Origin of the sequence: Rhodococcus sp. X156 (genome assembly GCF_004006015.1) — a bacterium.
In the GTDB taxonomy this organism is placed as follows: Bacteria; Actinomycetota; Actinomycetes; order Mycobacteriales; family Mycobacteriaceae; genus X156.
Window position 1 is genome coordinate 1,719,572 of record NZ_CP034766.1, and the last position, 26,619, is coordinate 1,746,190.

25 protein-coding genes are annotated in these 26,619 nt (G+C 73.0%); 18 read left to right on the forward strand and 7 right to left on the reverse strand.

Going from position 1 to position 26,619, the window contains the following annotated elements:
- Positions 1-54 precede the first annotated feature (54 nt).
- The 4 genes from ELX43_RS08105 to ELX43_RS08120 all read left to right on the forward strand — a co-directional run bounded on the left by ELX43_RS08105 (position 55) and on the right by ELX43_RS08120 (position 6,530).
- Positions 55-2,769 carry a DEAD/DEAH box helicase gene (locus ELX43_RS08105; protein ID WP_206518218.1) on the forward strand — a complete coding sequence of 905 codons (2,715 nt, stop codon included), beginning with the start codon at positions 55-57 and terminating at the stop codon, positions 2,767-2,769.
- A 72-nt stretch (positions 2,770-2,841) separates the two neighbouring features.
- The gene (locus ELX43_RS08110; protein ID WP_127782928.1) at positions 2,842-3,543 is read left to right on the forward strand and encodes a DUF4333 domain-containing protein; all 702 of its coding nucleotides are present in this window, start codon (positions 2,842-2,844) and stop codon (positions 3,541-3,543) included.
- A 33-nt stretch (positions 3,544-3,576) separates the two neighbouring features.
- A complete protein-coding gene (locus ELX43_RS08115; protein WP_164860614.1) occupies positions 3,577-4,809 on the forward strand; it encodes a GNAT family N-acetyltransferase in 1,233 nt (410 codons plus the stop codon).
- Positions 4,810-4,910: 101 nt separating this feature from the next.
- The gene (locus ELX43_RS08120) at positions 4,911-6,530 is read left to right on the forward strand and encodes a Na+/H+ antiporter (protein ID WP_127782930.1); all 1,620 of its coding nucleotides are present in this window, start codon (positions 4,911-4,913) and stop codon (positions 6,528-6,530) included.
- A gap of 29 nt (positions 6,531-6,559) precedes the next feature.
- On the opposite strand, the gene ELX43_RS08125 is transcribed toward ELX43_RS08120, so the two are convergent.
- Positions 6,560-7,513, reverse strand: coding sequence for a 5'-3' exonuclease H3TH domain-containing protein (locus ELX43_RS08125; protein WP_127782931.1), 954 nt, complete (start codon positions 7,511-7,513; stop codon positions 6,560-6,562).
- Between the two features lie 53 nt (positions 7,514-7,566).
- Here ELX43_RS08125 and ELX43_RS08130 point away from each other — a divergent pair, with 53 nt between their 5' ends.
- On the forward strand, positions 7,567-8,688 hold the full coding sequence (locus ELX43_RS08130; RefSeq protein ID WP_127782932.1) for a Xaa-Pro peptidase family protein: 1,122 nt from the start codon (positions 7,567-7,569) through the stop codon (positions 8,686-8,688).
- Position 8,689: 1 nt separating this feature from the next.
- Here the strand turns inward: ELX43_RS08130 and ELX43_RS08135 are convergent, their stop codons facing one another.
- Complete coding sequence (locus tag ELX43_RS08135) at positions 8,690-9,100, reverse strand: PPOX class F420-dependent oxidoreductase (RefSeq protein WP_127782933.1); 411 nt, start codon at positions 9,098-9,100, stop codon at positions 8,690-8,692.
- A gap of 41 nt (positions 9,101-9,141) precedes the next feature.
- Between ELX43_RS08135 and ELX43_RS08140 the strand changes: the two genes are divergently transcribed.
- Positions 9,142-9,885: an SDR family NAD(P)-dependent oxidoreductase gene (locus ELX43_RS08140; protein ID WP_206518145.1), complete on the forward strand. Its 744-nt coding sequence runs from the start codon at positions 9,142-9,144 to the stop codon at positions 9,883-9,885.
- A gap of 94 nt (positions 9,886-9,979) precedes the next feature.
- Positions 9,980-10,951, forward strand: a complete 972-nt coding sequence (locus ELX43_RS08145) for a phosphotriesterase (RefSeq protein WP_127782934.1) — start codon at positions 9,980-9,982, stop codon at positions 10,949-10,951.
- Positions 10,952-10,970: 19 nt separating this feature from the next.
- Here the strand turns inward: ELX43_RS08145 and ELX43_RS08150 are convergent, their stop codons facing one another.
- Both ELX43_RS08150 and ELX43_RS08155 read right to left on the reverse strand, forming a co-directional pair.
- A complete protein-coding gene (locus ELX43_RS08150) occupies positions 10,971-12,320 on the reverse strand; it encodes a metallopeptidase TldD-related protein (protein ID WP_127782935.1) in 1,350 nt (449 codons plus the stop codon).
- Positions 12,317-13,855 (reverse strand): TldD/PmbA family protein, encoded by a 1,539-nt coding sequence (locus ELX43_RS08155; RefSeq protein ID WP_127782936.1) that lies wholly within the window; start codon positions 13,853-13,855, stop codon positions 12,317-12,319. Before ELX43_RS08155 ends, ELX43_RS08150 begins: the two co-directional genes overlap by 4 nt.
- Before the next feature lie 64 nt (positions 13,856-13,919).
- On the opposite strand from ELX43_RS08155, the gene ELX43_RS08160 reads away from it, so the two are divergent.
- The 7 genes from ELX43_RS08160 to ELX43_RS08190 all read left to right on the forward strand — a co-directional run bounded on the left by ELX43_RS08160 (position 13,920) and on the right by ELX43_RS08190 (position 21,124).
- Positions 13,920-14,732 (forward strand): response regulator transcription factor, encoded by an 813-nt coding sequence (locus tag ELX43_RS08160; RefSeq protein ID WP_277601723.1) that lies wholly within the window; start codon positions 13,920-13,922, stop codon positions 14,730-14,732.
- Entirely contained in the window at positions 14,725-15,699 is a 975-nt protein-coding gene (locus ELX43_RS08165) for an ABC transporter ATP-binding protein (protein WP_127782937.1), read from the forward strand. Before ELX43_RS08160 ends, ELX43_RS08165 begins: the two co-directional genes overlap by 8 nt.
- Complete coding sequence (locus ELX43_RS08170) at positions 15,696-16,442, forward strand: hypothetical protein (RefSeq protein WP_127782938.1); 747 nt, start codon at positions 15,696-15,698, stop codon at positions 16,440-16,442. The genes ELX43_RS08165 and ELX43_RS08170 overlap by 4 nt, the downstream gene beginning before the upstream one ends.
- Before the next feature lie 80 nt (positions 16,443-16,522).
- Positions 16,523-17,068 carry an FxsA family protein gene (locus ELX43_RS08175; protein ID WP_127782939.1) on the forward strand — a complete coding sequence of 182 codons (546 nt, stop codon included), beginning with the start codon at positions 16,523-16,525 and terminating at the stop codon, positions 17,066-17,068.
- Positions 17,069-17,129: 61 nt separating this feature from the next.
- Positions 17,130-18,731 (forward strand): amidohydrolase family protein, encoded by a 1,602-nt coding sequence (locus ELX43_RS08180; RefSeq protein WP_241249833.1) that lies wholly within the window; start codon positions 17,130-17,132, stop codon positions 18,729-18,731.
- A gap of 49 nt (positions 18,732-18,780) precedes the next feature.
- Complete coding sequence (gene lnt / locus ELX43_RS08185) at positions 18,781-20,370, forward strand: apolipoprotein N-acyltransferase (protein ID WP_241249885.1); 1,590 nt, start codon at positions 18,781-18,783, stop codon at positions 20,368-20,370.
- Complete coding sequence (locus ELX43_RS08190) at positions 20,339-21,124, forward strand: polyprenol monophosphomannose synthase (protein ID WP_127782940.1); 786 nt, start codon at positions 20,339-20,341, stop codon at positions 21,122-21,124. The genes lnt and ELX43_RS08190 overlap by 32 nt, the downstream gene beginning before the upstream one ends.
- 135 nt (positions 21,125-21,259) lie before the next feature.
- Here the strand turns inward: ELX43_RS08190 and ELX43_RS08195 are convergent, their stop codons facing one another.
- Positions 21,260-21,601 carry an RNA polymerase-binding protein RbpA gene (locus ELX43_RS08195; RefSeq protein ID WP_127782941.1) on the reverse strand — a complete coding sequence of 114 codons (342 nt, stop codon included), beginning with the start codon at positions 21,599-21,601 and terminating at the stop codon, positions 21,260-21,262.
- 222 nt (positions 21,602-21,823) lie between these two features.
- Here ELX43_RS08195 and ELX43_RS08200 point away from each other — a divergent pair, with 222 nt between their 5' ends.
- Both ELX43_RS08200 and ELX43_RS08205 read left to right on the forward strand, forming a co-directional pair.
- Entirely contained in the window at positions 21,824-22,147 is a 324-nt protein-coding gene (locus ELX43_RS08200; protein ID WP_127782942.1) for a hypothetical protein, read from the forward strand.
- A 170-nt stretch (positions 22,148-22,317) separates the two neighbouring features.
- Positions 22,318-23,043, forward strand: coding sequence for a transglycosylase family protein (locus ELX43_RS08205; RefSeq protein ID WP_206518146.1), 726 nt, complete (start codon positions 22,318-22,320; stop codon positions 23,041-23,043).
- A gap of 13 nt (positions 23,044-23,056) precedes the next feature.
- On the opposite strand, the gene ELX43_RS08210 is transcribed toward ELX43_RS08205, so the two are convergent.
- Positions 23,057-24,397: an alpha-amylase family glycosyl hydrolase gene (locus ELX43_RS08210; RefSeq protein WP_127782943.1), complete on the reverse strand. Its 1,341-nt coding sequence runs from the start codon at positions 24,395-24,397 to the stop codon at positions 23,057-23,059.
- A gap of 21 nt (positions 24,398-24,418) precedes the next feature.
- The gene (locus ELX43_RS08215) at positions 24,419-25,117 is read right to left on the reverse strand and encodes a TetR/AcrR family transcriptional regulator C-terminal domain-containing protein (RefSeq protein ID WP_127782944.1); all 699 of its coding nucleotides are present in this window, start codon (positions 25,115-25,117) and stop codon (positions 24,419-24,421) included.
- A 127-nt stretch (positions 25,118-25,244) separates the two neighbouring features.
- Here ELX43_RS08215 and ELX43_RS08220 point away from each other — a divergent pair, with 127 nt between their 5' ends.
- Together ELX43_RS08220 and ELX43_RS18200 are read left to right on the forward strand one after the other, a co-directional pair.
- Positions 25,245-26,381: an LLM class flavin-dependent oxidoreductase gene (locus tag ELX43_RS08220; protein ID WP_127782945.1), complete on the forward strand. Its 1,137-nt coding sequence runs from the start codon at positions 25,245-25,247 to the stop codon at positions 26,379-26,381.
- Positions 26,378-26,500 (forward strand): hypothetical protein, encoded by a 123-nt coding sequence (locus tag ELX43_RS18200; RefSeq protein ID WP_277601724.1) that lies wholly within the window; start codon positions 26,378-26,380, stop codon positions 26,498-26,500. Before ELX43_RS08220 ends, ELX43_RS18200 begins: the two co-directional genes overlap by 4 nt.
- Positions 26,501-26,619: the final 119 nt, after the last annotated feature.

Genomic DNA, 26,619 nt, shown 5'->3' on the forward strand with positions numbered 1-26,619 from the left:
CAATCACCGGCGGACGCTTACGCGGCTGCACGACAGCGCAACCAGCACCCGCGGCTGGCTGAGTTCTCCGCTGGAATCCCGTTCGAGCTCGACCCGTTCCAGGTCACGGCCTGCGAGGCGCTGGAGGACGGGCACGGCGTGCTGGTGTGCGCGCCCACCGGCGCGGGCAAGACCATCGTCGGCGAGTTCGCCGTGCACCTGGCGCTGGCTGGCGGCACCAAGTGCTTCTACACCACGCCCATCAAGGCGCTGAGCAACCAGAAGTACGCCGACCTGGTGGAGCGCCACGGCAAGCGCAACGTCGGCCTGCTCACCGGGGACACCTCCATCAACTCCGGTGCGCCCGTGGTGGTGATGACCACCGAGGTGCTGCGCAACATGCTCTACGCCGACTCGGAGTCGGTGCGCGACCTGTCCTACGTGGTGATGGACGAGGTGCACTACCTGGCCGACCGCTTCCGCGGCGCGGTGTGGGAGGAGGTCATCCTGCACCTGCCGCCGGAGATCGCGGTGGTGGGCCTGTCGGCCACGGTGAGCAACTCCGAGGAGTTCGGCGAGTGGATCTCCACCGTGCGCGGGGACACCACGGTGGTGGTGGACGAGCACCGCCCGGTCCCGCTGTGGCAGCACGTCATGGTGGGCCGCCAGCTGTTCGACCTGTTCAACGAGCGCGACAACACCGGGGACCGCAAGCTCGTGGTCAACCCCGACCTGGTGCACCACGTCCAGCAGCGCGAGCGGCGCGAAGACGCGTTCCAGCCTCGGCACCAGCGCGGCCGTCAGGCCCAGCGCGCTCGCCAGTCCCAGCGCGGTGGGTACCGCCAGCTCACCTACCGTCCGCTGCCCCGCCCGGAGGTGATCGCCAAGCTCGACTCCGAGGGGCTGCTGCCGGCCATCACCTTCATCTTCAGCCGGGCCGGCTGCGACGCCGCCGTCACCCAGTGCGTGCGCTCCGGGATGCGCCTGACCACCGAGGCGCAGGCAGCGGAGATCGCCGAGATCATCAGCCGGCACGCCGCCGAGCTGCCCGAGGCCGACCTGGCGGTGCTGGGCTTCTGGGAGTGGCGCGAGGCTCTCATGCGCGGCTTCGCCGCTCACCACGCCGGGATGCTGCCCGCGTTCAAGCAAGCCGTGGAGGAGCTGTTCGTCCGGGGACTGGTCCGGGCGGTGTTCGCCACGGAGACGCTGGCGCTGGGCATCAACATGCCCGCACGCACCGTGGTGCTGGAGCGCCTGGTCAAGTACAACGGGGAGTCGCACGCCGACCTGACGCCGGGGGAGTACACCCAGCTCACCGGCCGCGCCGGCCGCCGTGGCATCGACATCGAGGGCCACGCCGTGGTGCTGTGGCAGCCCGGCGTGCAGCCCACCCAGGTCGCCGGTCTCGCCTCCAACCGCACCTTCCGGCTGCGCAGCTCCTTCCGTCCCTCCTACAACATGACGGTGAACCTGGTGGCCGCGATGGGCCCGGACTCCGCCCGCATGCTGCTGGAGCGCTCGTTCGCCCAGTTCCAGGCCGACCGGTCGGTGGTCGGCCTGTCCCGCACCATCGACCGCAACACCGAGGCGATGGCGGGCTACCGGGAGCAGATGGAGTGCCACCTGGGCGACTTCGCCTCCTACGCGGAGCTGCGGGCCAAGATCACCGACCGCGAGCGCAGGCTGGCCAAGCAGGGCAGCGCGGCCCGGCGCCACGAGGCGGAGGAAGCCCTGCAGGCGCTGCGCCGCGGCGACGTCATCGCCGTACCGGGCGGGCGTCGTGCCGGGCTCGCGGTGGTGCTCGACACCGGGCCCGACGATGCCGACCCCCGCCCGCTGGTGCTCACCGAGGACCGCTGGGCCGGACGACTGTCGGCCGCGGACTTCCCCACCCCTGCCGAGGTGCTGGGACGGCTGACGCTGCCCCGGCGGGTGGAGCACCAGGTGCCCCGCGTGCGCCGCGACCTGGCCTCCACCCTGCGGGCCAGCGGGATCACCGCCCCCGGCCGGGTGGGCAAGCGCCGAACGTCCGCCGCCGACGACGCCGAGCTGGCCGCGCTGCGCCGGGCGCTGCGGGCCCACCCCTGTCACGGCTGCGAGGACCGGGAGAACCACGCGCGGTGGAGCGAGCGGTACGCCCGCCTCGCCGCCGAGACCGAGAAGCTGCGCCAGCAGGTGGCGGCCACCACTCACTCCCTGGCCCGCTCCTTCGACCGCATCCGGGCGCTGCTGGCCGAGCGTGGCTACCTGGAGGGCACCGGGCCCGACCAGGAGGTCAGCAAGGACGGGCGCCGGCTGGAGCGCATCTACAGCGAGTCCGACCTGCTGGTGGCGGAGTGCCTGCGCCGCGGCGTGTGGGAGTCGCTGAACCCGGCCGAGCTGGCCGCGGTGGTGTCGGCGGTGGTCTTCGAGTCCCGACGGGAGACCGAGTCGGTGCCCCGAGTGCCGGCCGGGTCCGTCAGCACCGCGCTGGCCGACACGACGTACCTCTGGGACGCGCTCACCACCGACGAGCGGCGCCACAAGCTCGCCCCCACCCGCGAGCCCGACCTCGGCTTCGCGTGGCCGGTGTACCGCTGGGCCCGCGGGGAGTCGCTGACGAACGTGCTCGCCGCGGCAGGGGAGAACGGCCAGCTGCTGTCGGCCGGTGACTTCGTGCGGTGGTGCCGCCAGGTGGTGGACCTGCTCGACCAGGTGCGGGTGGCCTCGGCGGGCACCCCGATGGGCGCGGTGGCCAGGGACGCCGTCGCCGCGGTCCGCCGCGGAGTGGTCGCGCTCGGCACCTCTTGATCCGGGGAAGCGCCAAAACTGGCATGCTGTCGGAACATTCGTACTGACACACCCCGACCTGGAGGCGTTTCGATGAGCAGCCCACATGGCCCCAACGACCCTCCGCAGCCGCCGTGGGGCGGGCCGCAGCAGCCGTACCAGGGCAGCTACGGCCAGCCGGACGGCAGCCAGCAGCAGGGTTGGGGTGGCGCTCCGCCGCGTCCGGGTGGTCCCCAGCCCGGCGGTCCCCCGCAGGGTCCGCCGCCGCAGGGTCCGCCGCCGCAGGCGCCCTACCGCGGTCAGCCGCAGCCGCCCTACGGCCCGCCGGGCCAGCCCCAGGGGCAGCCGGGCTACCCCGGTCAGCCGCCCTACGGTGCGCCGACCCAGCCGCCGGCCCCGCCCCAGGGTCCGCCGCCCTACGGCCCGCCCACCGGCCAGCTCGGTGGTGCACCCTTCGTCACCCCGCCGCCGGCCACCACCAAGTCGCGCACGCCGCTGTACGCCGGTGCCGGGCTGGCCGTGGTCGCGCTGGCCGTGCTGGCGGTGCTGGCCTTCGTGGCGCCCGGCTTCGCCGTCACCAAGACCCTGAGCCCCACGGCCGTGCAGGACGGGGTGCAGAAGGTGCTCACCGACACCTACAAGACCGGCGAGGTCACCGGGGTGTCCTGCCCCGACGGGCAAGAGGTCAAGAGCGGCAACACCTTCACCTGCAAGGCGACGGTGGACGGCAAGGAGTCCGACATCAAGGTGAGCATCACTGACGACGACGGCACGTACCAAGTGGGCAGGCCCTGATCACGGCGCTCGCCGTGCTGATTGGATGACGGGGTGAGCACCCCCAACGACAACCCTGTCCCCACCGTGCGCGTCCTGCCGGAGACCCTGCACCGCGCGGCCGCGGAGGTGTTCGGCGGCGCGTACCTCATCGGGCCGGTCACCGACCAGATGTGGGAGCGGTCGCTGCCCATGTACCGGGCCAGCCTGGTGCAGGGCATCGTCGAGGACGACGGCGTGGTCGGTGGCGTCGCGCGCTCCTGGGAGGTGGAGCTGGACGTGCCCGGGGGGCGGGTGCCCGCCGCCGCGGTCAGCAGCGTGGGGGTGCGCGCCGACCGTCGTCGTCGCGGCTACCTGCGGGCGCTGATGCAGGCGCAGCTGCAGACCACCCGCGACAACGGTGCGCTGGTGGCGGTGCTGCGGGCCACCGAGGCCTCCATCTACTCGCGGTTCGGCTACGGCGTGGCCTCCACCTACGCCACCCTGAAGGTGACCCGGCGCCGCGCGGTGCTGCGCCCGGGCGCCGCCGCCGAGCGCCGCCTGAAGATGATCACCCCCGAGGCCGCCGTGCGCGAGCTCCCCGCGGTCTACGAGCGCATCCGCACCGCCAGGCCGGGCACCGTGTCCCGGCCCAGCTGGTGGTGGGCGGGGATGGTCGATCGGCACCTGCACAAGGACCGCCCGGTGTGGGTGCTGTGCACCGTGGACGACGACGACCAGGTGGACGGCTTCCTCCTGTACACGGTCAACAACCGGGACGGCTGGGACGACCCGCAGCAGGCCGTGGTGGAGGTGCTCGACCTCCGCGCGGTGGACGAGCGCGTGGAGCTCGCGCTGTGGCAGGCCGCCTTCGGCATCGACCTCTCCGAGCACCTGCTGGCCCACGGCCGTCCGCTCGACCCGGTGCTCGACCTGGCCCTGGTGGACCCCCGTGCCGCGGTCACCACCGACGTCGAGGACGAGACCTGGCTGCGGCTGCTGGACGTGCCCGCGGCGCTGTCCGCGCGCAGCTACGGCGCTGGTGAGCCGGTGGTGATCGGGGTGGACGACCAGCTGATGCCGGACAACTCCGGCCGCTACCGGGTCAGCACCGACGGGGTGCAGCGCACCGACGCCGAGGCCGAGCTGCACTGCGAGGTGGGTGAGCTGGCCGCGGTGTACCTGGGCGGCACCTCCTTCACGCAGCTGGCCGCGGCCGGGCGCGTGCGGGGCAGCAGCGAGGTCCTCGCCAGGGCCGACGCCCTCTTCGGCACGCCTCGGCTGCCCTGGAGCGGCACCTACTACTGAGTCCCTCGCGGCGGTGGCGCTCACCGGCGGCCGGCGGGCGCGGCCGCCTAGAGTGGTCCACCGCTGACGTCCGGTGCGGCGGGAACCAGTGAGGAGAACCGGTGACGCACGTCCTCGTCTACCTGCTGGTTGCGGTGGCCGTGATCGTCCTGGCCGAGGTGGTCGCCGACCGGTCCGGGCTGCCGGTGGCGGCGCTGCTCACGGTGAGCGGCCTGATCTACGCCGCGCTGCCCGGGCCCAACCTCGAGCTCGATCCCGAGGTGGTCCTCACCTTCCTGCTCCCGCCGCTGCTCTACAGCGCGGCGCTGAACTCCTCGCTGTCGGCCATCCGCACCAACCTGCGGGCGGTGATCAGCCTCTCCGTGGTGCTGGTGCTGGTCACCGCGCTGCTCGTCGGGGTGGGGGTGAGCCTGGTGGTGCCCGGGCTGGGGCTGGCTGCCGCGGTGGCCCTGGGCGCCGCGGTCGCCCCACCTGACCCGGTGGCGGCGCTGTCCATCGGGCGCAAGGCCGGGCTGCCGCCGCGGTTGATCACGCTCATCGAGGGCGAGGGTCTGCTCAACGACGCGACCGCGCTGACCACCTTCGCGGTGGCGGTCACCGCCGCCACCACCGGCGGGTTCTCCTACGGCAGCGCGACGGTGGACTTCCTGGCTGCCGCGGCCGGCGGGGTCTTCGTCGGCGTGTCGGTGGCCCTGCTGGTGCGACTGCTGCGCCGCTACGTCAGCGACCCGCTGATGCTCAACGCGATCTCGCTGGCCACCCCGTTCCTGGCCTACCTGCTCGGGGAGGAGGTGCACGTCTCCGGGGTGCTGGCCGTGGTCATCGCCGGCCTGGTGGTCGGGCACGACACGCCGCGGCTGGTGTCCGGGGCGAGCCGGCTGCAGACCAGCGCGGTGTGGCGGCTGGTGGACTTCCTGCTGGAGGGGGCGGTCTTCCTGCTCATCGGCATGCAGCTGCCGCTGATCGTCCGCGACCTCAACCAGTACCCGGTGTCCACCATCGTCGGGGCGTCGGTGGTGACCGTGGCGCTGGTGCTGCTGATCCGGCCAGCCTGGCTGGTGCTCACCCAGTGGCTGCCCCGACGGCTGCGCACCCGCCTCGGGGGCAGCGGTAGCGGCGGCGAGCAGCGCCTCGGGGGCCGCGAGGTGCTGGTGCTCAGCTGGGCGGGCACCCGTGGCGTGATCACCCTGGCCGCGATCTTCTCCCTGCCGCTGCTCACCCAGGCGGGTGAGCCGTTCCCCGACCGCAGCCTGCTGCTGTTCTGCGCGTACCTGGTGGTGCTGGTGACGCTGGTCGGCCAGGGCGTCACCTTCGCCCCGCTGGTGCGGCTGACGGGGCTGCGGGCTGACGTCACCGGCGCGGCGCTGCTGCGCAACGAGGCGCGGGCCGCGGCTGCCCAGGCGGGCCTGGTCCGGCTGAACCAGCTGGACGCCGACGACCAGGTTCCCGCCGACATCATGGAGGGGTCCCGGGCGAACCTGCGGCGACGACTGGCGCGCTACCGCAAGCGGGTGGACCTGCTGGAGTCAGCCGAGGACGGTGAGCTGCCCATCTCCCCGGCCTACGAGGCGGGCCTGCGCGCCCGGCGGGCGGTGATCGACGCCCAGCGGGCCGAGATCCTGCGCTGGCGCGACGCCGGCCGGCTCTCCGACCTCGACCTGCGGGCGCTGCAGCGCGAGCTCGACCACGAGGAGGACATCCTCCCGCACCGGGACCGCTAGGCCAGGCCCTCGCCGGGCGGCGCTCCGCCCTAGCGCTGCAGCGCGGCCATCGCCTTGACCAGCCGTGCCACGCTGCTCTCCACGCCCCACTGCTCGGCCAGGGCGCTCAGCTCCTCCGGCCGCGCCGGGGTGTTGGGCAGCTCGTCGTCCTTGGACAGCTCGACGTCGGCGTCGCGCACCACCTGCACCACCGGCAGCGCGGCGTCCAGGTAGTCGGCGGCGGCGGTGATCCGCGACCGCGAGGCCCGGGCCATGCCGGAGCCCTCGTCGGCGGCGGCCGCGCGCAGGGCGTCCATGGACTTGTAGGTGAGCAGCAGCTGGGAGGCGGTCTTGGCGCCGATGCCCGCCACGCCGGGCAGCCCGTCGGAGGCGTCCCCGCGCAGCGTGGCCATCTCCGCGTAGGCGGCGCCGGCCCGCTCCACGGGCACGCCGTAGCGCTCGGCGACGTCCTCCGGCCCGAACACCTCGGCCTTGGCCAGCCCCCGGCCCACGTAGATCACGCGCACCGGCACGGGGTCGTCAGAGACCACCTGCAGCAGGTCGCGGTCACCGCTGACCACCACCACCGCGTCCCTGCTCTCCTGGGCGGCCAGGGTGCCCAGCACGTCGTCGGCCTCCAGGCCCTGCGCGCCGGCGGTGGCGATGCCCGCGGCCGAGAGCAGGTCCATGATCACCGGCACCTGGTGGGCCAGCTGGTCGGGCACCTCCTCGGCGTCCAGCTGGCCAGGGGGACGCTCCTCGGCCACCCGGTGGGCCTTGTAGGAGGGCACCGCCGCCACCCGGAAGGCCGGGCGCCAGTCCAGGTCCAGGCACACCGCCAGCCGGTCGGGCTGGGTGCGGGTGATGAGGGTGGCCACCATGTCGGTGAACCCGCGCACCGCGTTCACCGGGCGCCCGTCCGGGGAGGTGAGCGACTCCGGCACGCCGTGGAAGGCCCGGAACCACAGGCTGGCGCCGTCGAGCAGCATGAGGGTGCGCGTCATGGGAGTCGATCCTGCCAGGACGGCGGCGGGTGCTGGGCGGCTACCGTGCAGGCATGAGTGCCGAACGCCTGCCCGCCTCCGTCTACGCCGACCGCCTGGAGCGCGCCGCGGTGGCTGCGGAGGCCGCCGGAGTGGACGCCCTGCTGATCACCCCCGGCCCGGACCTGCAGTACCTGCTGGGCTCGCGGGCCAGCTCCTTCGAGCGGCTGACCTGCCTGGTGGTGCCGGTGCAGGGCGAGCCCGCGGTGGTGGTGCCGCGGCTGGAGCTGGCGGCGCTGCGGCCCTCGGCGGCGGGCGAGCTGGGCCTGGCCGTGCACGACTGGGTGGACGGCGTGGACCCGTACGCGCTGGTCGCCGGGCTGCTGCCCACCCCGGCGCGGGCGGCCGTCAGCGACGCCATGCCTGCCCTGCACGCCCTGCCGCTGGCCGCCGCGTGCGGGGCGCCGCAGGTGCTGGCCACCCCGGTGCTGCGCGGCCTGCGGATGCGCAAGGACGCCGCCGAGCTGGACGCGCTGCGCCGCGCCGGCGCCGCCATCGACCGGGTGCACGCCCGGATGGGCGAGTGGCTCAAGCCCGGGCGCACCGAGGCGGACGTGGCCGCCGACATCGAGGCCGCGATCGTCGCCGAGGGGCACACCGGGGCGGAGTTCATCATCGTCGGCTCCGGCCCGCACGGCGCCGACCCGCACCACGAGGTGTCCGACCGGGTGCTGCAGCCCGGCGACGTGGTGGTGGTGGACATCGGCGGGCCGGTGGACCCGGGCTACTTCTCCGACTGCACCCGTACCTACAGCCTGGGTGAGCCCAGCGCGGAGGTGGCCGCGCAGTACGCGGTGCTGCAGCGGGCCCAGCAAGCCGGCCTGGACGCGGTGCGCCCGGGGGTGCGGGCGGAGGAGGTGGACGCCGCCTGCCGGGACGTGCTGGCGCAGGCGGGGCTGGCCGAGGCGTTCGTGCACCGCACCGGCCACGGTATCGGGCTCTCGGTGCACGAGGAGCCCTACATCGTGGGCGGCAACCACGTCGAGCTGGCCGAGGGGATGGCCTTCAGCGTGGAGCCGGGCATCTACTTCCCGGGCGCGTGGGGCGCACGGATCGAGGACATCGTGCTGGTGACCGCCGACGGTGGCGAGCCGGTGAACGTCCGCCCGCACGAGCTGGCCGTGCTGCCGGGCTGACCTACTCCGGGTGCAGCAGGCTGGCCGAGCCGAGCACCCGGTCCGCGGCGATCTGGATGACCACCCGCTCCGGATTGGGCCGGGGCTGGCGGTACCGCTGCGCGTAGCGGCGCTCACCCTCGGCCACCTCCTCGGCATCGGTGTGCACCGAGGTCACGCCCTCCAGGGTCATCCAGCGGGCCCAGTCGACCTGGCACAGCGAGCCGCGCCCACCCCGGGCGGCGTTGCGCGCCTTGAGTGAGCCGCCCCTGGTGATGATCCGGGCGATCGAGCGCTCGGCGTCCCAGGTGAACCCCACGGGCACCACGTGCGGGGTCCCGTCGGCGCGCAGCGTGGTCAGCGAGGCGAGCTGTCGCTCGGCCAGGAACTCGAGGGCCACGGCGGGCAGCGCGGCGGGGGAGGTGGAGGGCACGACCCGACGGTAGTGGCAGCGGGTCTGCCAGACTCCTCGGCGTGAGCGATGGAGCGGTTCTGGTCCTGGGTGGGCGCAGCGAGATCGGCGTGGCGGTGGCACACCGGCTGGTGGCCCAGGGTGCCCGCACCGTGGTGCTGGCCGCCCGGCGCGCCGACGACCTGGTGGCCGAGCGGGAGGCGCTGCTGGCCGCTGGCGCCACCACGGTGGAGTGCCTGGACTTCGACGCCGACGACCTGAGCAGCCACCAGCCGCTGCTGGCCGACGTCGCCGCCCGCCACCACCTGGACGTGGTGCTGGTCAGCTTCGGCGTCCTGGGTGACCAGGCCCGCGCGGAGACCGACCCGGCGCACGCCGTGGCGGTGGTGCACACCGACTACGTCGCCCAGGTGCACGTGCTCACCGTGCTGGCCACGCTGCTGCGCGCCCAGGGCGACGGGCAGCTGGTGGTGTTCTCCTCCGTGGCCGGGGTGCGGGTGCGCCGCGCCAACTACGTCTACGGCTCGGCCAAGGCGGGGCTGGACGGCTTCGCCAGCGGGCTGGCCGACTCCCTCGTCGGCTCCGGCGTGCACCTGCTGCTGGTGCGGCCGGGCTTCGTGGTGGGCCGGATGACCGAGGGCATGAGCCCTGCACCGTTGTCCAGCACTCCCGACCAGGTGGCCGACGCGGTGGTGGCCGGCCTGCGCCGGCGCAAGGACGTGGTGTGGGTGCCCGGCGTGCTGCGGGTGGCGTTCACCGCGATGAGCCTGCTGCCGCGTCCACTGTGGCGGCGGCTGCCGCGCTGATCCCAGGGGCGTTCGCGTTGACGAACCAGCCCCCGCTGCAACACACTCCGGCGGTGCCCCACCGGTGCGGCACCCCGTCGACAGGAGCGCGCTGATGTCCGAGGTCCACACCGTTCGCGGTCCGGTCGACAGCAGCAGCCTGGGCCGAGTGCTGATGCACGAGCACGTCTTCGTCCTCGACGCCGAGATGCAGCAGAACTACCCCGACTACCTCGACCGGTGGGACGAGGGCGAGCGGGTCGCCGACGCCGTGCACAAGCTGACCGAGCTCAAGGCCCGCGGCATCGACACGATCGTCGACCCCACCGTGATCGGGCTCGGGCGCTACCTGCCGCGGATCGCCACGGTCAACGAGCAGGTGGACATCAACATCGTGGCCGCCACTGGCATCTACACCTACAACGACCTGCCGTTCCAGTTCCACTACAACGGGCCCGGCCTGCTGGTGGACACCCCGGAGCCGATGGTGGAGCTCTTCCTGCGCGACCTCCGCGAGGGCATCGCGGGCACGGCGATCCGGGCCGCCTTCCTCAAGTGCGCCATCGAGGCTCCCGGCCTCACCGCGGGCGTGGAGCGGGTGATGCGGGCGGTGGGCCAGGCCCACCAGGAGACCGGGGCGCCGATCACCGTGCACACCAACCCGCACACCCAGTCCGGGCTGGTGGTGCAGAAGGTGCTGGGATCGGAGGGGGTGGACCTGAGCAAGGTGGTCCTCGGTCACTGCGGCGACACCACCGACCTGGACCACCTGTGCGCGCTGGCCGACGCCGGCTCGCTGCTGGGGATGGACCGCTTCGGCCTGGACGTGCTGCTGCCCTTCGAGGAGCGCGTGGGCACCGTGGTGGAGCTGGCCCGCCGCGGCTACGCCGAGAAGATGGTGCTCTCCCACGACGCGGCGTGCTTCATCGACTGGTTCGAGGCCGGCGCCAAGGAGCAGATGGTGCCGCACTGGAACTACAACCACATCAGCGACGACGTGATCCCCGCGCTGCTCGACCGCGGGGTCACCGAGGAGCAGCTGCACACCATGCTGGTGGACAACCCGCGCCGCTACTTCGCGAGCTGACCGCCCGCGCGGGACCCGGCTAGCTGGCCTGGCTGGGGGAGGACATGTGGAAGTCCGGGATCCGCAGCGGCGGCACCTCGGCGCGGCTGAACCAGTCCTTCCACTCCCGCGGCAGGGTGCGCTCGGTGGCACCGGCCTCGGTGGCCCGGCGCAGCAGGTCCAGCGGGCTCTCGTTGAACCGGAAGTTGTTCACCTCGCCGGTGACCTTGCCGTCCTCCACCAGGTACACCCCGTCCCGGGTGAGCCCGGTGACCAGCAGCGACACCGGGTCGACCTCGCGGATGTACCACAGGCAGGTGAGCAGCAGACCCCGCTCCGTGCTGGCCACCATGTCCTGCAGCGACGCACCGGACCCGCCGGTGATGAGCAGGTTGTCCCCGGGCACCGCCACCGGCGCGTGGAAGCGCTCCGCCTCGGCGCGGGGGTAGGCAAGGGCGTGCACGGCGCCGTCGCGGATCCACTCCACCCGCCCGGCATCCATCCCGTTGTCGAACACCGAGATCGAGTCGTCGGAGTGGGTGGTGGCCACGAACGGCGGGTACTCCAGGCCCGGCAGGTTGGGGTCGCAGGCCATGGTCAGGCCCAGCGTGCCCAGCTGCTCGCCCACCCGGGTGCCGCCCGGCCGCGACAGGGCGGTGTGTCCCTCCTGGGCCCCGCGGCCCTCCATCGCCCAGGCCAGCAGGATCATCAGGTCCGACACCGCCGAGGGGGGCAGCAGCGTCTCGTAGCGGCCGGCGGGCAGCTCCACCGTGCGCCGGCCCCAGCCCAGCCGGATGGAGAGGTCGGCCAGCAGCGCGGTGAGGTCGACGTCGGTGAAGTCCCGGGTGCCGAGCCCGCCCCACGCGCTGGAGCCGTCGCGCTTGGCGTTGACCTCCACGGTGCCGGCGGGCTGGCTGAAGCGCCGGCGCAGCCCGGTGGAGGAGCCCAGCCAGGTGGTGTGCACCTGGTGCTCGGCGAAGCCGTAGAGGGTGTCCTTGCCGGCAAAGCCCTGGGCCAGCTCGGTGGCCAGCCGGTCGAACACGGCGATGTCGGTCTGCGCGGCCGGAGCGTCCCAGTCGGTGGGGGCACCGGAGCCCTCCACCAGCGGGGCCGCGTCGCGGGCGGGGCCGGAGGCACGGGCGGCCTCCTCGCTGGCCCGCACCACCGCGGTGACGTCGGCGCTGTCCACGCTGGAGGAGCTGACCACGCCCACCGAGGAGCCGAGCACCGAGACCACCGCCCACTCGCGGGAGGAGCTGAGCCCGTTGGTGGTCATGGTGGAGTTGGCCCAGCGCAGCGTGGCCTCGCTGGACTCGGTGACCAGGACGACGCAGCCGTCCGCCTGCGAGGCGCCCAGCACGAGCTCCACGAGGTCTGGGGCGGTGATCATGCGGACTTCCCTTCCGACTGCGTGTTGAGGATGTTCACCTGGCGGAACAGCGCCGACGGTGCACCGTGGCTGACCGCGGCCACCTGGCCGGGCTGGGCCTTGCCGCAGTTGAACGCCCCGTGCAGCTGCCAGGTGGACGGCCCACCCACCGCCTCCATGGCGCCCCAGAAGTCGGTGGTGGTGGCCTGGTAGGCGACGTCGCGCAGCTGCCCGGCCAGCTGACCGTTGCGGATGCGGTAGAAGCGCTGGCCGGTGAACTGGAAGTTGTAGCGCTGCATGTCGATGGACCACGACTTGTCGCCGACGACGTAGATGCCTTCGTCCACCGCGCTGATCAGCTCGGCGGTGCTGCGGTCGGTGTGCGGGTCCGGCTGCAGCGAGACGTTGGCCATCCGCTGGATGGGCACGTGCTGGGCGGAGTCGGCGTAGGAGCAGCCGTTGGAGCGCTCCAGGCCCATCCGCGGCGCGAACACCCGGTCGAGCTGGTAGCCCACCAGCACCCCGTCGCGCACCAGGTCCCAGCTCTGCGCGGCCACCCCCTCGTCGTCGTAGCCCACCGTGGACAGCCCGTGCGGCTGGGTGCGGTCGGCGGTGACGTGCATGACGTCGGAGCCGTAGCGCAGGGTGCCCAGCTGGTCGGGGGTGGCGAAGGAGGTGCCGGCGTAGGCGGCCTCGTAGCCGATGGCGCGGTCGTACTCGGTGGCGTGGCCGATGGACTCGTGGATGGTCAGCCACAGGTTGGACGGGTCGATCACCAGGTCGGTGGGCCCGGCCGTCACCGAGGGGGCCCGCACCTTCTCCGCCAGCAGCTCGGGCAGCTGCGCCAGCTCGCCGTCCCAGTCCCAGCGCCCCTGAGCTGGGTCGCCCTGGCCCAGGTACTCCCAGCCCCGGCCCACCGGCGGCGCCAGGGTGGCCATGGACTCGAACGCACCTGCCTGCTGGTCCACCGTGGTGGCCTCCACGTCGGGCTGCAGCCGCACCCGCTGCTGGGTGATGGTGGAGCCGTGCAGGTCGGCGTAGAACGTCTGCTCCTTGACCTGCAGGCAGCTCGCCGACACGTGGTCGACGCCGTCGGCGGCCAGCAGCCGCTGGGAGAAGTCGGTGAGGCGCTCGATCTTGTCCGCGGTGGGCACCGCGAAGGGATCCACCGCGTAGCCGGACACCCAGGTGACGTCGGCGTACACCGGCTCCGGGGCCAGCACCACCGGGTCACGGTTGAGCGCCCGCAGGGTCCGGGCCACCTGAACCGCCTGCGCTGCTGCGGTGGCCGCGGCGTCGGGGGTGAGCTCGGCTCGGGCGGCGAAGCCCCAGGTGCCGTCCACCACCACCCGCACCGCGAGCCCGACGGTGGCACCGTCGTTGGCCGACTGCACCGTCCCGTCGCGCAGCCGCAGGCTCTGCGTCTGCGTGCGGTGCACCCGCAGGTCGGCGTGCTCGGCGCCCAGCTCGCGGGCCCGGCTCAGCGCCGCGTCAGCCAGCGCGCGCAGGGGCAGGGCGAGGAAGTCAGCGTCAACGTCACGCTCTGTCGCGGGCATGGCGGCAACGCTAGTGGCTCCGTGAGCGCGCCACGACCGGCCTGCTCCCACTACCGTGAGCGCCGTGGCCGTCCAGCACGTCAACCCGGTGACCGTGCTGCTCGTCGACGACCAACAGCTGATGCGCAGCGGTCTCCGCGCCGTGCTCGGCGGACACGACGACCTCACCGTGGTGGGGGAGGCCTGCGACGGCGCCGAGGCGGTGCGGGTGGCGGAGCGGGTGCGGCCGTCGGTGGTGCTGATGGAGCTGCGCACGCCGGGGCCGGCCGGGGTGGAGGCCACCCGCCGCATCGTCGACGCCGGGCTGGCCGCGGTGCTGGTGCTGACCACCCTCGACCACGGCGACCACGGCGACCACGCCCTGGCGTGCCTGCGCGCCGGTGCCGGCGGGTACCTGCTCGACGACACCCCGCCGGAGCAGCTGGTGGCCGCGGTGCGCAGCGTCGCCGGTGGTGGCTGGGTGATCACGCCGAGCGTCGCCCACCGGCTGGTGCAGCGCCTGGTCGACGGGTCGCCCGCCGTGGTGACGGGCCGCCGCGGGACGGACGGCAGCGGAATGGGCGCCAGTGGGACGGACGGCAGTGGGATGGACACCAGCGCCCTGCAGGTGCTCACCGACCGGGAGCGCGAGGTGCTCACCCAGGTGGCCCGGGGGCTGTCCAACGCCGAGGTGGCCACCCGGATGTTCCTCTCCGAGGCCACGGTCAAGACCCACGTGGGCCGGGTGCTGGCCAAGCTGGGGCTGCGCGACCGGGCCCAGGCGGTGGTGCTGGCCTACGAGACGGGCCTGGTGCGACCCGGCGGGCCCAGCACGACACCAGGTTCGGGGGTGACCCAGAACGCCCGACAACTAGGGAATAATCCGGCACATGATTGAAGTGCGCAACCTTTCCAAGTCCTACGGTGCCACCAAGGCCGTCGACGACCTGACCTTCACGGTGCACCCCGGAAAGGTCACCGGCTTCCTCGGCCCCAACGGCGCCGGCAAGTCCACCACCATGCGGATGATCCTGGGCCTCGACCGGCCCACCTCGGGCACCGCGACCATCGGTGGCACGGCCTACCACCAGCTCAAGCACCCGCTGCGCGAGGTCGGGGCCCTGCTGGACGCCAAGTGGGTGCACCCCAACCGCTCGGCCCGGGCACACCTGCGCTGGATGGCCGCCTCCAACGGCATCCCCTCCTCCCGGGTGGACGAGGTGCTCGCCCTGGTGGGGCTCTCCCAGGTGGCGGGCAAGAAGGCCGGCGGCTTCTCCCTGGGCATGTCCCAGCGCCTGGGCATCGCCGCCGCCCTGCTGGGCGACCCCGGCGTGCTGCTCTTCGACGAGCCGGTCAACGGCCTCGACCCCGAGGGCATCGTGTGGATCCGCCAGTTCATGCAGGCGCTGGCCCGCGAGGGGCGCACCGTCCTGGTGTCCAGCCACCTGCTCAACGAGATGGCCATCACCGCCGAGAACCTCATCGTGATCGGCCGCGGCCGGCTCATCGCCGACTGCACCACCCAGCAGTTCGTCGACCAGGCCAGCTCCGCCACCGTGCGGGTGCGCAGCCCCCAGCTGGACGCCCTGCGGGACAGCCTCCGCCAGCACGGCATCGACCTGCAGCAGGACGGACCCGACGCCCTGCTGGTCAACGGGGTTGGCACCGAGCAGGTGGGCGAGCTCGCCGCGGCAGGCAACATCGTGCTGCACGAGCTGAGCCTGCAGCGCGGCTCGCTGGAGCAGGCGTTCATGCAGCTGACCGGCGGTGACGTGCAGTACCAGTCATCCGTGCCCGCGCAGCCGACCCCGCCGGGTCCTGGCCAGGCACCGATCGCCCCCCGCACCGAAATGAGCAAGTCATGAGTCTCCTGCAGGTCGAGCGCATCAAGCTCACGTCCACCCGCTCACCCTGGTGGTGCGCCGCCATCGCCGCGCTGATCAGCTTCGGCTTCGCGCTGCTGTTCGCGCTGACCTACCGGGGTGACGTGCCCCAGGACGTCCCCGACTACGACCTCACCCTGGTGCTCACCGGGGCATCCGGCATGGGCATGTACGTGATCATGATCATGGCCGCGCTGAGCATCACCACCGAGTACCGCTTCGGCGTCATCCGCACCACCTTCCAGGCCGCGCCCCGGCGCTGGCAGGTGCTGGCGGCCAAGGCCGGCTTCCTGGGCGTGATCGGGCTGGTCCTCGGGGAGATCTTCGCCTTCGGCTCGGTGGCCCTGGCGCGGCTGCTCAACAGCACGGCCCTGCCGGTCAGCAGCGAGGAGGACTGGCGGCTGGTGGCCGGCACCGGAGTCATCTACGGCCTGTCGGCCGTGCTCGCGGTGGCCGTGGGCGCGCTGCTGCGCCAGTCCGCCGGCGCCATCGCGCTGCTGCTGCTGTGGCCGCTGCTGGTGGAGGGCCTGGTCACCCTCATCCCCAAGGTCGGCGACGACATCGGCGAGTGGATGCCCTTCGCCAACGCCAACCACTTCCTCACCGACGGCTTCGTCACCGGCGACTACCCGCTCAGCCCGTGGGGCAGCCTGGTGTACTTCGTCCTCTTCGTCGCCGTGGTCTTCGCCGCTGCCGTCGCGGTGGTCAGCCGCCGGGACGCGTGACTGGGAGAAAAATCGGTGTCCGGCGCGTTGTACGGACAGACACCAACCACCGTCGCCCGCGCGGCGCCCGAGGAGTCCGTATGCCGGTCCTGATCTTCGCCCTGTACGCCGTAGCCGAGGTCGCTGCCCTGATCTGGGTGGGCAGCGCCCTCGGTGTGCTGCCCACCGTCGGGCTGCTGGTGCTGGGCTCCCTGCTCGGCGGGTACCTGCTGCGCCGGGAGGGCCAGCGCGGGATGCAGGCCATCCGCGAGGCGCAGCGCCAGGGGCTGCCGGCGCAGCGGCACCGGCAGGCCGACTACGCCGACGTGGCGCTGCGCACGGGTGGCGCGCTGCTGCTGCTGGTCCCCGGCTTCGTCAGTGCGGTGCTCGGGCTGCTGCTGCTCCTGCCCCCCACCCGCTGGCTGCTGCGCCCGGTGCTCAAGACCGTGGTGGCCCGCCGCGTGCAGGTGATGACCACCAACGCGTTCGCTCGCTTCCCGGGCATGGGTCCGGGCCCGGCAGGTGGAGCCGGCCGCTTTCCCGGCGGCCACCGCCAGGGTGGCTACGGCGACGTGATCGACGGCGAGGTGGTGGACGTGCACGACGAGGGCCCCTCCGGTCCGCCGCGCACCCCGCTGACCTCCTGACGCACCCGGCCGCCCGGCCCACTCGTCGTGGCCGGCCCCCGCTCGGGCAGACTCGCCGATCGTGAGCACGCAACTCCTGCTGGGCGGTCGTATCTACAGCCCCACTTCCCCTGACGCCACCGCCATGGCGGTCACCGACGGCACCGTGGTGTGGACCGGGATGGACGCGCCCGGCCGGGCGATGCACCCCGACGCCGAGGTGATCGACCTGCAGGGCCGGTTCGTGGCCCCGGCCTTCGTGGACTCCCACGTGCACTGCACCGCGGCCGGGCTGGCACTGAGTGGGCTGGACCTGGCCGGCACCACCTCCAAGGCGCAGTGCCTCGAGCTGGTGCGCGCCCACGCCACGGCCCACCCCGACGCGGTGGTGTGGGGCCACGGCTGGGACGAGTCGCGGTGGAGCGAGCAGCGCCCGCCGAGCCGCGCCGAGCTGGACGAGTGCGTGCCCGGCCGACAGGTGTACCTCTCCCGGGTGGACGTGCACTCCGCGTGGGTGTCCACCCCGCTGGTGGAGCAGGCCACCGGCGTCCGCCAGGCGACCGGCTGGTCCGACGAGGGCCCGCTGAGCCAGGACGCCCACCACCTGGTGCGCGAGGCCGCGCGCGTCCGGCTCACCGCCGCTCAGCGCCGGGCCGCGCTGCACACCTTCCTCGACCACGCCGCCGCCCACGGGGTGGCCGCGGTGCACGAGTGCGGGGGCGCGGAGATCGCCGGGCTGGAGGACTTCCGCGCGACCCTGACCGCCGACCACGGGGTGCAGGTGCGCGGCTACTGGGGCGAGGCGGTGACCGACGCCGACCAGGCCCGCGACCTGCTCGAGCGCACTGGCGCCGCCGGCCTGGCCGGCGACCTGTTCGTGGACGGCTCCCTCGGCTCGCACACCGCGTGGCTGCACGAGCCCTACTGCGACCTCCCCGAGGCCGGCACCGGCGCGGCGTACCTGCAGCGCGAGGAGATCGCCGCGCACGTGCGGGCCTGCACCCTCGCCGGAACCCAGGCCGGTTTCCACGTGATCGGCGACGCCGGCATGCAGGCCGTGGTGGACGCCATCGGCGACGTGGTGGCCGAGCTCGGCGTGCCCAAGGTCGCCTCACGGGCGCACCGCCTGGAGCACGCGGAGATGATGACCCCCGGGCAGGCCGAGGCGCTGGGCCGCTGGGGCGTGCTGGCCAGCGTGCAGCCCGGCTTCGACGCGCTCTGGGGCGGCAGCGACGGGCTCTACGCGCAGCGGCTGGGCCCCGACCGTGGCGCCCGGCTCAACCCGTACTCCGCGATGGCCTCGGCCGGGGTGGCGCTGAGCCTGGGCTCGGACGCGCCCGTCACCACCCTCGACCCGTGGCGCGCCGTGCAGGCCGCGGTGCACCACCGCACCCCGGGCAGCGCCATCTCGGCCCGCGCCGCCTTCGCCGCCGCCACTCGCGGGGCCTGGCGGGCCGGGGGAGTGCGCGACGGCATGGCCGGCACCCTCACCCCCGGTGCCCCCGCCTCCTACGCGGTGTGGGACTGCGACGAGCTGGTGGTGGCCGCGCCCAAGGACTCCGTGCAGCGCTGGTCCACCGACCCCCGCGCCGGCGTCGCCCCGCTGCCGCGGCTGGACCCGGACGCGGCCCTGCCGGAGTGCGTGCGCACCGTGCACCGCGGGCGCACCATCTACGAGCGCTGACGTGCCCGGCCTGCCCGCCACCCAGCGACGCCGCTGGCCCCGGCCCCGGGTGCCCTCCCGTGCGGTGGTGCTGCGGTGCCTGGCCGCGCTGGTGGCGGGCGGGCTGCTCTACCTGAGCTTCCCGCCTCGGCCGCTGTGGTTCCTGGCGCCGGTGGGCATCGCGGTGCTGTGCGCGGTGCTGCGCGGGACCCGGCCGGGGGCGGGCTTCGGCTACGGGTACCTGGCCGGGCTGGGCTTCCTGGTGCCGCTGCTGCCGTGGGTGGGTGTGTACGTGGGGCCGCTGCCGTGGCTGGCGCTGGCCGCGGTGCAAGCACTGGCGGTCGGCCTGTTCGGTGCGGTGTCCGCCGTGCTGGTGCGGCTGCCGGGCGCTCCGCTGTGGGTGGCCAGTGCGTGGGTGGGCACCGAGTGGCTGCGCTCCTCGGTGCCGCTGAACGGATTCCCCTGGGGCAAGCTGGCCTTCGGGCAGGCCGACGGGCCACTGCTGCCGCTGGCGTCGGTGGCGGGCACGGCGGGGCTGAGCCTGGCGGTGGCGCTGATCGGCGCCTGCCTGGCCGCCCTGGTGCTGCACCTGCGGCCCCCACGTGCCCGCGCGTGGGCGGTGCTCGGCTGCGTGCTGGGCCTGCTGGTGCCGCTGGCGCTGGCGGCGACCCTGGCCGGCACCGCTGCCGATCCCACCGAGGGGCGCACGGTGACCGTGGCGCTGGTGCAGGGCAACGTGCCGCGGGAGGGCCTGGACTTCAACTCCCAGCGCCGGGCCGTGCTGGACAACCACGTGGCCGAGACCGAGCGCCTGGCCGCCGACGTCGCCGCCGGGCGGGTGCCCCAGCCCGAGCTGGTGATCTGGCCGGAGAACGCCTCCGACATCGACCCGCTGGCCAACGCCGACGCCACCGCGCTGGTCGCCCGGGCCGCGCGGGCGGTGAAGGTACCCATCCTGGTGGGGGCGGTGCTGGTCAACGTCGACCGCACCACCAGCAACGTCGCCATCGTCTGGGATCCCGCGGCCGGGCCGGGCCAGCAGCACGTCAAGCGGGTGCTGGTGCCCTTCGGCGAGTACCTGCCCGCCCGTAACTTCTTCCGCCACTTCTCCTCCTACGCCGACCTGGCGGGGCGCTTCGTGCCCGGGGACGGCAACGGCGTGGTGGACCTCAACGGGGTGCCGCTGGCGGTGGCCACCTGCTACGAGGTGGCCTTCGACTACCTGGTGAACGACTCGGTGCGCGCCGGGGCGCAGCTGATCACGGTGCCCACCAACAACGCCACCTTCGGGCGCACGGAGATGACCTACCAGCAGCTGGCCATGTCGCAGGTGCGGGCGGTGGAGCACGACCGGGCCGTGCTGGTGGCCGCCACCACCGGTGCCAGCGCGGCCATCGCCCCGGACGGTGCAGTGCTGTCGCAAACGTCACTCTTCACCCCAGCTACCCTGGTTGCGCAGGTTCCGCTGCGGACCACGACTACTCTGGCCACTCGGCTCGGGAACCTCCCGCCAGCAGCGATCAGCACCCTCGCGGTGCTCGCGCTCGGAGCAGCCCTCGTTCGCCCGCGCTGGTCGCGGGGCGACGAGCCGCGACACGACACGGCAACAGCCGACGAGGAGGATGTTCATGGCGGAGCACGATCGTCCGCGCGGGACTGACGGGGCTGCGGGTAGCCCAGCGAGCGCGAGCGTGCTGGTCATCATCCCCACCTTCAACGAGCTGGAGAACCTGGCGAAGATCGTGGGCCGGGTGCACGAGTCGGTGGCCCACGCGCACGTGCTCGTGGTGGACGACGGCAGCCCGGACGGCACCGGTCAGCTGGCCGACGAGCTCTCCGCCGCCGACGACCGCGTGCACGTCATGCACCGCACGGAGAAGTCCGGTCTCGGTGCCGCCTACATCGCGGGCTTTCGCTGGGCGCTGGAGCGCAGCTACGCGGTGATCGTGGAGATGGACGCCGACGGAAGCCACGCCCCCGAGCAGCTGCCGTCGCTGCTGGCCCGCGTGGACGCCGGTGCCGACCTGGTGCTGGGCTCGCGCTACGTGCCCGGCGGCAAGGTGGTCAACTGGCCGCGCCACCGCGAGTGGCTCTCCCGCGGCGGCAACCTCTACTCGCGCCTGGCGCTGGGGGTGGGCCTCAAGGACATCACCGGCGGCTACCGCGCCTACCGCAGGCAGGTGCTGTCCGACCTCGACCTGGAGACCATCGCCTCCCAGGGCTACTGCTTCCAGGTGGACCTGGCCTGGCGCACCATCCAGCAGGGCTTCACCGTGGAGGAGGTGCCCATCACCTTCACCGAGCGCGAGCTGGGGGAGTCGAAGATGAGCGGCAACATCGTCCGGGAGGCGCTGCTCATGGTCACCAAGTGGGGCGTGCGCAACCGCGTGCAGCGCCTCACCGGTCGCCGCTAGGCGCCGGCGGCTCCTCCGTCGGGGTGCGGGCTGCGGCAGCGCGAGGCCATGGCCCGGCCGGCGGTGAGATTGAGCCCGGAGACGCCGCCGGCCGCCCACCCCGAGGGGTGCGCGGCCGGCGGCGTCAGTGCTGGGTCAGGAGGAGCGACGGCGCTGCTTGAGCAGCTCCAGGCGCTCGTTGAGCAGCTCCTCGAGCTCCTCGGTGGAGCGGCGCTCCAGCAGCATGTCCCAGTGGGTGCGCGGGGGCTTGACCTTCTTGGTCTCGGCCGTCGAGCCACCGATCAGCTCGGAGGTCTGCCCGTGCAGGCGGCACTCCCAGGTGGCCGGGAACTCGGCGTCGTCGGCGAAGGGCACCTCGAAGTCGTGTCCCTTGGGGCACTGGTAGCGGGCGGCCTGCCGGGGCGCCAGGTCGTGGTCCCGGTCCGTCTCGTAGCTGACAGCTCCGAGCCTGCTGCCGCGCAACACGCGATCAGCCATGGTGTGTCCTCTCCCTGGTTTGTGGCTACGTGCGGGGGTCGGACGAACCGGTCCCGCACAAGTACTGCATGAGTCTCAACGCGCACGAGGGCATGGACGTTCCCGCCCAGGCCCAGTGCTGGCCTCCCAGTGTCTCAACTAGGGCCGAGCAGAAGCAAACGCCTGTGCGGGGGAGTCGTGGTCCGCGCATCACGGTTGGGCGACGCCGTATCGTGCACGCCCGTGGCGCGGAGACCGGAGTACTGCCTGTGGTGTGGCCGCGAGGTCGCCAACCCCCCTGTCGGCCGGCGCCGGCGCTACTGCAAGCCATCCTGTCGCCAGCGCGCCTACGAGCAGCGAGTCGCCCTGCGTGCCACCAGCTTCCCCGAGGACGCGGTGGTGCTGACGGCGCAGGAGGTGGAGGCCCTCACCGACCGCGCGTTCCGCCTGCGCTGCGCGGCCGAGGACGTGGCCACCGCGGTGTCCGACGGAGCCGATCGTGCCGAGGTGGAGCAGCTCTGCGGGGCGCTGGTGGAGCTGGCCGCTGAGGCCGAGCGCTGGCGCTGAACCGGGGTTGACCACGGCGCTCGGCGTGTTGCCTTGCCCCACGCGTGGGGCACAGCGAGACTGGCGAGTTTTGAGTGCCGGTTGTTACTGGTGTGAAATCTGGTTACGGTGTGTCCATCTCGTGATGTACCCCACATCCGCGCTAGCGCGGCTACTGCACTGGAGCGGCTGTGACCACTGCACTCACCAGGACCACCTCGACGAGGCTCGGCGTTCGTCGTCTGCTCGCCGGCATGCTCACCCTGCTGTTCGCGCTCACCACCGCAGCGGTGGTCGGTGCACCCGCCGCCAGTGCTGACCCGAGTGCGGGTGCCTGGAAGGCTCTGCGCGACTGCGAGTCGAGCAACAACTACAAGATCGGTGGCACCAAGTACTACGGCGCCTACCAGTTCGACATGAGCACCTGGATCAGCGTGGGCGGCAACCCCGCCATCACGCCGAACCAGGCCAGCCCCGCCGAGCAGGACTACCGGGCGCTGTACCTCTACCGCAAGCGCGGGTGGCAGCCCTGGCCGCAGTGCCGGGTCAGCAAGGGCCTGGTGGAGGACCGCGACGCGGGCAGCGGCCGCCTCCCCACCTACGCGGAGAGCGCCTACATCGGTGGGGGCGGCACCACCCCCGTCCCCGGGCCCAAGCCGACGGTGCCCGGCACGGCGACGATGGACGAGATCGAGCTGCCCTTCCTCAGCTTCCCGTCCGGCAGCTGCTCCCCGCTGCTGTTCGTGTGGCAGTGGCAGATGAACACCTTCGGCTACGGTCTGCCGCTGTCGGGCTGCAACGACGCCGCCTCGCGCGTCGCGGCCAAGGACCTGCAGCGCACCAACGGCATCACCCAGACCAGCACCATCGGCGGCCTCACCCTGATCGCCGCCTTCTTCGGCACCCCGCCCCGCTAGCGCGGGCCCAGGGTCAGCCCTCCAGCACAGCCCACCCACGGGGAGGCAGCTGGACCTGCCCGGAGGCCAGGTGCCCGGAGCCGCACACCAGGCTGCGGGCACCGGCGCTCGGCAGGGTGACCGCGGTGTCCTCGAGGCTGAGCGCGACGACGACCGACCGGGCTCCGGCGGCGGTTCGCAGCACGAGCTGCCGGTTGTCCAGGTGCACCACGTCGGTCTGGGCGCGGTGCAGCCACGGGTGGCGGCGACGCAGCGCTATCAGGGCCTGGTGTGCGTGCAGCACGTGGCGCGCGGCAGGTTCGAGCTCGTCCTCGGTCGGCGGGCGAGGCGGAAACAGCGGGCGCACGGCCTCGTCACCGCCCAGGCGCTCTTCCTTGATGCCCGTCCAGGCGAGCTCGTCGCCGGCGTACACGCTGGGGGTGCCGGCCACCGTGAACAGCACGGCCAGCGCGTGGGGCACCAGGTCGACGCCGATCGCGGAGGCGATGCGCGTGACGTCGTGGTTGCCCACGAACGTGGAGGGCACGAACGTGGCGAGCAGGTCGTTGTGCCGACGCAGCGCGTGGGCCAGCTCGAAGAGGTTGCGCTCGCCGATGCCGTGCCAGATGCCTTGCCACAGCTCGTACTGAGTCAGGGAGTCCATCGTGGAGGTCCGCACGATCTGCGCGGCGTCACCGTGGATCACCTCGCCGGAGAACCAGGCGCTCGGGTGGGAGCGGCGCACCTCGGGGAGCACCCGGGCCCAGAACGCAGGCGGCACCGCGTAGGCGGCGTCCAGCCGCCAACCGTCCGCTCCTCGGTCCAGCCAGTACGTCATGACCCGAGCGACCAGGTCGGCCACGGCCGCGGACTCGTGGTTGAGGGCGACCAGGTGCTCGTGGCCCTCGAAGACCTCTGCGCGTACCGGGTCGCCGGGGCGCCAGCCGGCCCAGTCGACGCGGAAGAGCTCCGCTGTCGCCGATGCAGGACCGTGCTGCTCGACCTGCACGAAGGCTGGGTGCGCTCGGCCGACGTGGTTGAAGACGCCGTCGAGCAGCACGCGGATGCCGCGCTGGTGGGCTGCGGCGACCAGGTGGTCGAAGTCGTGCTCGTCGCCCAGGCGCGGATCAATCCGGAAGTAGTCCACGGTGTCGTACCCGTGGGTCTGGGACGCGAAGACAGGGCCCAGCGCGATCCCGTTGAGTCCCAGCGCGAGGACGTGGTCCAGCCACGCCTCGACCCCGTGCAGCCGGTGCGTCACCGCACCTGCTGTCGGGCCGTCGTCGGGCGCGCTGGGTTCCGGGTGGATCGGGGCACCAGTGAAACCCAGTGGGTAGAGGTGCCACCACATCACGTGCTCGGGCCACGCTGTCATCGGTCGGTGCCTCCTTGTTGGTCAAGGTTGGTCAAGCATCTGTTGCATGCCGAGCAGGAACAGGCGCAGGTTCATCGCGAGCTGGGCCTCGTCACCCTGGGCATGGCCGACCTCGACCACGCGGCGCAGCGTGGGGTGGGCCGCGTCGTCGCAGTCCGCCAGGGCTCGGCGCAGGTTGGCGAGCCCGGAGTCCTGCCCGCTGCGACGGTGGCGCAGCCGTTCCTGGGCGAGGCCGACGCACAGGAAGGTCAGCGCAGTCACCCCTCGCGCAGCGCACTCCTCGTCGAAGCCCGCTGCCAGCAGTGCGTCCAGGGCCACCTCCACTGGGCGAACGACCACCGGGTCCAGGGGGTCCGCCAGGCTCACGCAACCGGCCAGCTCACCGGTGGCGACCAGGCTGTCGACGCACGCGCGGGCGAAGTCCGTGCACACCTGGCGCCAGTCCCCGTCCTGCTGCAGGCGTGCACTGTCGAAGGAGGACGTGAACAGGTCCGCGGCCACCATCTTCACGAGAGCCTCGCGGCTGCGCACGTGGTGGTGGAGCGCCTTGCGGTCCACCCCGAGCTCATCGGCCACCGCTTGCATGGTGATCGCCCTCGGCGCCAGCGCCCGCGCCGCATCGATGACGGCCTGCCGGTCCAGGCCCGCCCGCTGACCCCGTTGCCGACGTCCCGCTCGTCCCTCGCCGGGGCGACCGGGGCCGCCTGGTTCCGCCGTCACGCGTGGTCACCTCCAGTCTCTATTCCCGGCCGGGAATGTACTCCGGTGCTCGTGTAGAGCCACAGGGGGAACAAGCTGGCTGCGCAGGTAGTTTAATGTTGGACTATCAACCCAGGAGGGCGGCACCATGCAGTTCGGCATCTTCACCGTCGGCGACGTCACCCCGGACCCCACCACGGGCCGGACCCCCACCGAGCACGAGCGGATCAAGGCGACGATCACCATCGCCAAGAAGGCTGAGGAGGTGGGCCTGGACGTCTTCGCCACCGGCGAGCACCACAACCCGCCGTTCATCGCCTCAGCGCCCACCACCACGCTGGCCTTCATCGCGGCGCAGACCGAGCGCATCATCCTGTCCACCTCCACCACGCTGATCACCACCACCGACCCGGTGCTGATCGCCGAGGACTACGCCAAGCTGCAGCACCTCGCCGACGGCCGGGTGGACCTGATGATGGGCCGCGGCAACACCGGCCCGGTCTACCCGTGGTTCGGCAAGGACATCCGCGACGGCGTCAACCTGGCCATCGAGAACTACGCGCTGCTGCGCAGGCTCTGGCGCGAGGACGTGGTGGACTGGCAGGGCACGTTCCGCACGCCGCTGCAGTCGTTCACCTCCACGCCGCGCCCGCTCGACGGCGTGCCGCCCTTCGTGTGGCACGGCTCCATCCGCACGCCCGAGATCGCCGAGCAGGCCGCGCACTACGGCGACGGCTTCTTCCACAACAACATCTTCTGGCCCATCGAGCACACCCGGCAGATGGTGGCGCTCTACCGCCGCCGCTTCGAGCACCACGGCCACGGCAGTGCCGACCAGGCCATCGTCGGCCTCGGCGGGCAGGCGTTCATGCGCAAGAGCTCCCAGGAGGCCAAGCGGGAGTTCCGGCCCTACTTCGACAACGCGCCGGTCTACGGCCACGGCCCCAGCATGGAGGACTTCACCGCACAGACCCCGCTGGTCGTGGGCAGCCCGCAGGAGGTCATCGACCGCTACCTGACCATGCGCGAGGAGGTCGGCGACTACCAGCGCCAGCTGTTCCTGATGGACCACGCCGGCCTGCCGCTGAAGACGGTGCTGGAGCAGCTCGACCTGCTGGGCGAGGAGGTGGTGCCGGTGCTGCGCAAGGAGATGGCCCTCGGCCGGCCCGCGCACGTCCCGGACGCCCCCACGCACGCCTCGCTGGTCGCGGCGGGTGGCGCGCAGGACGCCACCGTGCCCGGCGTGGACGACGTCACCGGCGCCTCCCCGGCGGCGGCGCGATGACGGCCCGCACCATCGCGGTGGTCAGCGCCGGCCTGCGCGAGCTGCGGGCGCGCGGGGTGGACCCGTTCGCCGACCCGGTTCCGTTCGACCAGCTGGTGAGGGGCGCCGCCGCAGGGTGATCCGCGGGGTGTGGCGCAGACCGCAGCGGGAATAAGTTAGGCTAACCAAACCAAGGTTAGGCAAGCCTTACTCGAAGGGCCCCGATGCGCACCCGAACTTCTTTCCTGCAGCGCCGAGG

What these genes read in the sequence shown, in the direction of transcription:
- ELX43_RS08110 (WP_127782928.1), top strand. Translation starts at nt 2,842, where the DNA reads ATGAGCAGCCCACATGGCCCCAACGACCCTCCGCAGCCGCCGTGGGGC.
- ELX43_RS08125 (WP_127782931.1), bottom strand. Translation starts at nt 7,513, where the DNA reads ATGACGCGCACCCTCATGCTGCTCGACGGCGCCAGCCTGTGGTTCCGG.
- ELX43_RS08130 (WP_127782932.1), top strand. Translation starts at nt 7,567, where the DNA reads ATGAGTGCCGAACGCCTGCCCGCCTCCGTCTACGCCGACCGCCTGGAG.
- ELX43_RS08145 (WP_127782934.1), top strand. Translation starts at nt 9,980, where the DNA reads ATGTCCGAGGTCCACACCGTTCGCGGTCCGGTCGACAGCAGCAGCCTG.
- ELX43_RS08150 (WP_127782935.1), bottom strand. Translation starts at nt 12,320, where the DNA reads ATGATCACCGCCCCAGACCTCGTGGAGCTCGTGCTGGGCGCCTCGCAG.
- ELX43_RS08155 (WP_127782936.1), bottom strand. Translation starts at nt 13,855, where the DNA reads ATGCCCGCGACAGAGCGTGACGTTGACGCTGACTTCCTCGCCCTGCCC.
- ELX43_RS08165 (WP_127782937.1), top strand. Translation starts at nt 14,725, where the DNA reads ATGATTGAAGTGCGCAACCTTTCCAAGTCCTACGGTGCCACCAAGGCC.
- ELX43_RS08170 (WP_127782938.1), top strand. Translation starts at nt 15,696, where the DNA reads ATGAGTCTCCTGCAGGTCGAGCGCATCAAGCTCACGTCCACCCGCTCA.
- ELX43_RS08175 (WP_127782939.1), top strand. Translation starts at nt 16,523, where the DNA reads ATGCCGGTCCTGATCTTCGCCCTGTACGCCGTAGCCGAGGTCGCTGCC.
- ELX43_RS08190 (WP_127782940.1), top strand. Translation starts at nt 20,339, where the DNA reads ATGGCGGAGCACGATCGTCCGCGCGGGACTGACGGGGCTGCGGGTAGC.
- ELX43_RS08195 (WP_127782941.1), bottom strand. Translation starts at nt 21,601, where the DNA reads ATGGCTGATCGCGTGTTGCGCGGCAGCAGGCTCGGAGCTGTCAGCTAC.
- ELX43_RS08210 (WP_127782943.1), bottom strand. Translation starts at nt 24,397, where the DNA reads ATGACAGCGTGGCCCGAGCACGTGATGTGGTGGCACCTCTACCCACTG.
- ELX43_RS08220 (WP_127782945.1), top strand. Translation starts at nt 25,245, where the DNA reads ATGCAGTTCGGCATCTTCACCGTCGGCGACGTCACCCCGGACCCCACC.
- ELX43_RS18200 (WP_277601724.1), top strand. Translation starts at nt 26,378, where the DNA reads ATGACGGCCCGCACCATCGCGGTGGTCAGCGCCGGCCTGCGCGAGCTG.